Raw genomic sequence first — 6561 nt, forward strand, 5'->3', positions numbered from 1 at the left:
TGCGCTCGATCTCGGCCACCCCCGGCAGGAAGGCGAGGAGCGAGCCGGGATGCTCGGCGAGCGCCGTCCGGATTGCCGACGCCATCTGCGGCTCGATGGGCGCGGCAGGGTCGCGGCCCGCATGGCGGACCTCGAGCGGGAAGCTCCTGCCTTCGCTGACGATCGTCGGCGCGCCTCCGAGCAACTGCTGGAAGCGTTCCGTGTCGAGCGTCGCCGACATCGCCACCAGCCGCAGCTCGGGCCGCTGCGCGCCCGCCGAATCGAGCGCAAGCGCCAACGCGAGGTCATTATCGAGGCTGCGCTCGTGCACCTCGTCGAACAGTACTGCCGATACGCCGGCAAGCTCGGGATCGGCCTCGATCCGCGCGAGGAACACGCCGTGCGTCATCGCGATGACACGCGTCTGCTCGCCGACCCTGCTGTCGAGCCGCGTCGCATAGCCGATGGTGGCGCCCGGCTTCTCCTCGAACGCCGACGCCATGAACTCCGCCGCGGCGCGCGCGGCAAGCCTGCGCGGCACCAGCAGCAGCACCTGGCCGCCGCACCATGGCTCGGCGAGCAGGGCCGGCGCGACCTTGGTCGTCTTGCCCGCGCCCGGCGGCGCGATCAGCAGCGCGCGGTTCTGCTCCCTGAGGACCCCGAGCAGATCCGACAGGACCTCGTCGACGGGCAGCGTCACCGGCGAATCTTCGCGAATGTTCGCACTGACGTGGGGCATCCGCGCCGCTTCGATCCCTGATCTGCTGAAAACCAATGTTCAGGGCCGCGAGCGAATCGATGCACTGGCCCGCTGTCGCACGAGCGGTGCCTTGTAGGACAGCCTCAATAAGCGCGCGCGACCGCGAACTCGGCGGCCTCGGTCAGCGCAGCCTTGGCCTTGCTCGCCGGAAACATCGCGAGCGCGTCGACGGCGCGGCGGCCGTACTGGCGCGCGCGCTCCACCGTGTCTGCCAGCGCGTCCGTCGACTTCAGCAGCGCAATCGCGTGCGAAAGGTCGTCGTCGGACACGCGCTGCCCGGCGACCGCGGAACGCCAGAATGCGCGGTCGTCCCCGTTCCCGCGGGCATAAGCGAGGATCACCGGGAGCGTCATCTTGCCGTCGCGGAAATCGTCGCCGACGCCCTTGCCCATCGTCGCTACATCCGATGCATAGTCGATCACGTCGTCGGTCAGCTGGAAGGCGATGCCGAGATTGCGGCCGTAACATTCGAGCGCCACCTCGGCGTCCTCGCTGGCTTCGGCGACCACCGGCGAGACGCGGCATGCGGCTGCGAACAGCGCGGCGGTCTTGGCGCTGATGATCTCGAGATAATGGTCCTCGTCGGTGTCGATCTGCCGCTGCGCGGTCAGCTGCTCGACCTCGCCTTCGGCGATTACCGCCGACGCGTGGCTGAGGATCTTCAGCACCTTGAGGCTGCCGTCCTCGACCATCAGCTCGAACGCTCTGGAGAAGAGGAAATCGCCGACCAGCACGCTCGCCGGATTGCCCCAGATGAGGTTCGCGGTGCGCTTTCCACGGCGCATTCCCGAGCCGTCGACCACGTCGTCGTGGAGGAGTGTCGCGGTATGGATGAACTCGACCGCGGCGGCGAGCTTGTGGTGGCGCGTTCCCGGGTAACCGAGCAGGGTCCCGCAGGCGAGCGTCAGCATCGGCCGCATGCGCTTGCCGCCGCCGGCGATCAGGTGCCCGGCGAGCTCGGGGATCAAGGCGACCTTGCTCTGCATCCGCTCGAGGATGACGGCATTGACGCCGTTCATGTCCGGCGCGACCAGCGCCATCAGCGCGTCCAGCGACGGCGCGCGCTCAGCACTCAGCGGATGGATGGTCGCGGTCACACGAGCGCGATTAGGCTGGGGCTGGCCGTCGGGCAAGTTCCTCCCCAGCCGGTGGCTGGGGAGGAACTCCCTAGTTCCAGATGTGCACACGCTGCTCGGGCGGCAGGTACAGTTTGTCGCCTGGCTTCACGTCGAACGCCTTGTACCAGGCGTCGATGTTACGCACGACGCCGTTGACGCGGTATTTGGCCGGGCTGTGCTCGTTGGTGAGCAGCTGCGCCCGGAGCGCGCCCTCGCGGTCCTTGCGCTCCCAGCTGTAGCCGTAGGCGATGAAGAAGCGCTGGTCGCCGGTCAGCCCGTCGATCACGGGCGGCTCGCCATGGTCGGCAACGTAGCGGCGGTAGGCGGAATATGCGACTTCGAGCCCGCCGAGGTCGCCGAGGTTCTCGCCGAGGGTCAACTGGCCCTTGATGTGGACTCCGGGGATCGGCTCGTAGGCGTCGTACTGCTTGACCAGAGTCTCCGCGCGCGTCGTGTAGAGTTTCGCGGCGGTCGCGGTCCACCAGTCGGTGAGCTTGCCGTGCGCGTCGAACTTGCGGCCCTGGTCGTCGAAGCCGTGGCCGATCTCGTGCCCGATCGTCGCGCCGATGCTCCCGTAGTTGGACGCGGCGTCGGCGTTTGGGTCGAAATAGGGCGGCTGCAGGATCGCCGCAGGGAAGGTGATCTGGTTTTGCGTCGGATCGTAATAAGCGTTGTTGGTCTGCGGCAGCATGTCCCACAGCGAGCGATCGACGGGCTTGGGGAAGCGCGACAGCTGCAGCTTCCACTGGAAATCCTGCGCGCGCAGCGCATTGCCGAACAGGTCGCCGCGATTCAACTCGAGCGACGAATAATCGATGTACTTGGACGGGTGCCCGATCCTGGGATCGAAGGTCGCCAGCTTTTCCAGCGCGCGCGCCTTCGTCGGCGCATCCATCCAGCTGCTGTTGGCAATCTTCTCCTTGAGCGCGGCGAGGACGTTGCCGATCAGCTCGCGCATCTGGCGGTCGCTCTCGGGCGGATAGTGGCGCTGGACGTAGATCTGACCGACGCCCTCGCCGAGCGCCCCGTTGACCATGTCGACGCCGCGCTTCCAGCGAGCGCGCTGCGCCGGCACGTCCCGAAGCGTCTTCGAGTAAAAGTTGAACTTCGCCTCGTCGAACGCCTTGGGCAGGAATTGCGCGTTCGAGCTGATGAAATGGACAGCCGTCCAGTCCTTCCAGGTCTGGAGCGGCACCGAGGCGAACAGCTTGGCCTCCGCCGCGACCGCGCTCTTCTGCGCGACGACCACCTTGCCGACCTTCGGAAGGCCGAGCCTGGCCAGCGCGCGGTCCCACTCCAGCTGCGGCGCGAACGCCTTCAGCTGCGCGCGCGTCATCGGATTGTAGATTTTCTCGACGTCGCGGCTCTCTTCGGGAGTCCAGTGGATCTTGGCGATTTCGGTCTCGAGCGCGATAATCCGGTCGGCGCGCCCTTCCGCATCGCTGATCCCCGCCTGCCGCTCGAGCTCGATGATGTAATCGCGATAGGCCTTGCGGTAGGCGTCGTACTTCTCGCCCTTGAGCAAATAATAATCGCGGTTGGGCATGCCGAGACCGGACTGGCCTGCGTAGACCGCGTATTTCGCCGGGTTCTTGAGGTCGGGGATGATGAACAGGCCGACGGGCGAGTCGAAGCCGGGGCTCGCGAACAGGTCGACCAGCTCGCCGCGGGTCCTGGCCGCCGCGATCTTGTCGAGCCACGGCTCGAGCGGCGCGGTACCGAGCTGCTCGACCTGCGCTTCGTCCATCCAGCTGGCGTAAAGGTCGCCGATCTGCTGGCCGAGCTTGCCGCCCGCCGCCGGGTCCCTGGCCATGTCCTCGACGATCGCGCGGACGTCGCGCTCGATCTGGTCGTTGAGCACCGAGTCGATACCGACGAAGGTGCGGTCGGCGGCGATGTCGGTGCGCTTCGCCCAGGCGCCGTTCACATAATCGAAGAAGTCGTCGCCCGGCTTGACGGCGCTGTCCATCGCGGTGGCGTCATAGCCCCACGCGCCATAGACTGGTTTCGTCGCCGATGCGGCGGGGGAGGCGGCGATGAGCGCCGCGCTCGCAATCGACAGCAACGAACGAACCCTCATCTTCACCTCCCCCGAAATCGCTTCTCAGATGATTACCAGATGTGCACCCGCTGCTCCGGCGGCAGGTACAGCTTGTCGCCCGGCTGGACGTTGAACGCCTTGTACCAGGCATCGACGTTCCTCACGATTCCGTTGACCCGGTACTTGTCCGGGCTGTGCGGGTCGGTGAGGATCTGCTGCCGTTCGGCGTTTTCGCGGTCCTTGCCCTGCCATGCCTGCGCGTAGGCGATGAAGAAGCGCTGGTCGCCGGTCAGGCCGTCGATCGCCGGCGGCTCGCCGTGCTTGGCGGTGTACATCTTGTACGCCGCATAGGCTGCCTCGACGCCCGACAGGTCGCCGAGGTTCTCGCCCAGCGTCAGCTTGCCGTTGAGGTTCACGCCCGGGAACGGGCTGAACGCATCGTACTGCTTCACCAGCTTGTCGGTGCGCTGCGAATAGAGCTTCGCCGCGTCGGCGCTCCACCAGTCGCGAAGGTTGCCCTTCGGGTCGAACTTGCGGCCCTCGTCGTCGAAGCCGTGGCCCATCTCGTGGCCGATCACCGCGCCGATCGCGCCGTAATTGGCGGCCGCGTCCGCGTTGGGATCGAAGAACGGCGGCTGAAGGATCGCGGCCGGAAAGGTGATCTGGTTCGCCAGCGGGTTGTAGTAAGCGTTGATCGTCTGCGGATACATTCCCCACAAGGTGCGGTCGACCGGCTTCGGGAAGCGCGACAGTTCGAGGTTCCAGTCGAACTCGCCAGCGCGCATCGCATTGCCGAGCGGATCGCCCTTGACGACCTTCATCGACGAATAGTCGATATATTTGATTGGGTGGCCGATGCGCGGCTCGAACGCGGCGAGCTTCTCGATCGCAGCCTTTCGGGTCGCGTCGTCCATCCAGCTGTTGTTGGTGATCCGATCGCGATAGGCAGCGCGCAGATTATCGATCAGCTCGGTCATCTGGCGCTCGGATTCGGCCGGATAGTGCGTCTTCACATAGATTTCGCCGACGCCCTCGCCGAGCGCTCCGTTGACGGCGGAGACGCCACGCTTCCACCGGTCGCGCTGCTGCTGAACGCCCGAGAGCTCCTTCGAATAGAAGCCGAAGCGGGCGTCATCGATCGCCTTGGGCAAATAGCTTGCGTGATCGGACACGAAGCGGAACGCGAGCCACTCCTTCCAGGTCGACAGCGGCGTCGAAGCGAGGATCTTGCCCGCGCCGGCGACCGCAGACGGCTCGGTGACGATGACGCTCTTGGCGCTTCCGAGACCGGCTTCGGCCAGCGTCGACGTCCAGCTGAACTGCGGCGCCAGCTTGCTGAGCTCGGCCGGAGTCATCGGGTTGTAGATCTTGTCGATGTCGCGGCGCTCGGCGGCCGGCCACTGCGCTTTCGAGAGCGCGGTCTCGAGTGCGATGATGCGGTCCGCGGCCGCTTCGCCGCCGGGCAGGCCGGCGAGTTTCTCGATGGTGACGATATAGTCGCGGTAAGCTGCGCGGTGCGCCTTCATCTTGGCGCTGTCGTCGAGATAATATTCGCGGCTCGGCATGCCGAGCGTCGCCTGGCCCGCGATTGCCGTATAGCGCTCGGAATTCTTGAAGTCGGGAATGATCGACACGTCGACCGGGCTGGCGAAGCCGGGCTTCACGAACAGCGACAGCAGCTGCGCGCGCGACTTGGCGCTATCGATCTCGCCGAGGTAGGGCTTGAGCGGCGCCAGGCCCGCGGCTTCGATCGCCGCCTGGTCCATGTAGCTCGCATAATAATCGCCGATCTGCTGGCCGAGATGGTCGCGGTTCGGGTCATTGGCGAGCTGTTCGACGATCTGGCGCACGTCCTTTTCCGCCTGGTCTGACAGCGTGACGAACGGGCCGGCCGAGGCGCGGTCGGCGGCGATCTCGGTCTTCTTGTCCCAGGTGCCGTTGACGTAGGCCCAGAAGTCGTCGCCGGGCTTGACCGACTGGTCCATCGCCGCGGAATTGTAGCCCCAGTCGCCGTACACCGGCTTGCCGGGCTGCGCCGCGGCCGGGACCGCAACCGCCATCAGGCTCGCGGTGGCGAGCGCCAACATCTTGAATTTCATGGAATATCACCCCTCCGGAGAATCCGGGGCGGAATGCCGCAAGCACCTGTTATTTGGCAAGACTTTTCGACGAATGAACGGGTCCCGGCGACTAACCCGCCGGAAGAGTCAGCCGCGCGAGGAGCCCGCCGAGGTCCTCGCTCTCCTCGAGCGACACCTTGCCGCCGTAGATTTGCGCGACGTCGCGGACGATCGCGAGGCCGAGCCCCGTGCCTGGCTTGCCGGTGGTGTCGAGCCGCGCGCCGCGGGTGAACAGCTCGCCGCGCAATTCCAACGGGATTCCCGGGCCGTCGTCCTCGATCAGGATGTCGACGATCCCGCCCCTCGGCTCGACCGTCACGAACACCCGTCCGCCGCCATATTTCGCGGCATTCTCGACGAGGTTGCCGAGCATCTCGTCGAGGTCCTGGCGCTCGACCCGCACCTGCGCCTCATGGTCGCCGGCGATGTCGATCGTCACACCCTCATGCAGTCGCTCGACCGCGCGCTGCACCGCCTGGAGGCTGTCCCACACCGTCGCGCGTGCCTGCGCCGAGGCGCGGCGGCCGATCGCGCGGGCGCGCG

Annotated in this window: 5 protein-coding genes; all 5 read right to left on the reverse strand. The window is 66.5% G+C overall.

Annotated features, from left to right (window positions below; all coding sequences use genetic code 11):
• Positions 1-718, reverse strand: a 718-nt coding sequence (locus GH737_RS12085; RefSeq protein WP_155265062.1) for a DEAD/DEAH box helicase, incomplete at its 3' end; no start/stop codon positions are given.
• 104 nt (positions 719-822) lie between these two features.
• Positions 823-1779: a polyprenyl synthetase family protein gene (locus GH737_RS12090; protein WP_155265064.1), complete on the reverse strand. Its 957-nt coding sequence runs from the start codon at positions 1777-1779 to the stop codon at positions 823-825.
• Positions 1780-1906: 127 nt separating this feature from the next.
• Complete coding sequence (locus GH737_RS12095; RefSeq protein WP_155265063.1) at positions 1907-3937, reverse strand: M13 family metallopeptidase; 2031 nt, start codon at positions 3935-3937, stop codon at positions 1907-1909.
• A gap of 32 nt (positions 3938-3969) precedes the next feature.
• Entirely contained in the window at positions 3970-5997 is a 2028-nt protein-coding gene (locus tag GH737_RS12100) for a M13 family metallopeptidase (protein ID WP_230558791.1), read from the reverse strand.
• 91 nt (positions 5998-6088) lie between these two features.
• On the reverse strand, positions 6089-6561 hold a 473-nt coding region (locus GH737_RS12105; RefSeq protein WP_230558792.1), incomplete at its 5' end, for an ATP-binding protein.

Origin of the sequence: Sphingomonas segetis (assembly GCF_009720245.1) — a bacterium.
Classification (GTDB): Bacteria; Pseudomonadota; Alphaproteobacteria; order Sphingomonadales; family Sphingomonadaceae; genus Sphingomicrobium; species Sphingomicrobium segetis.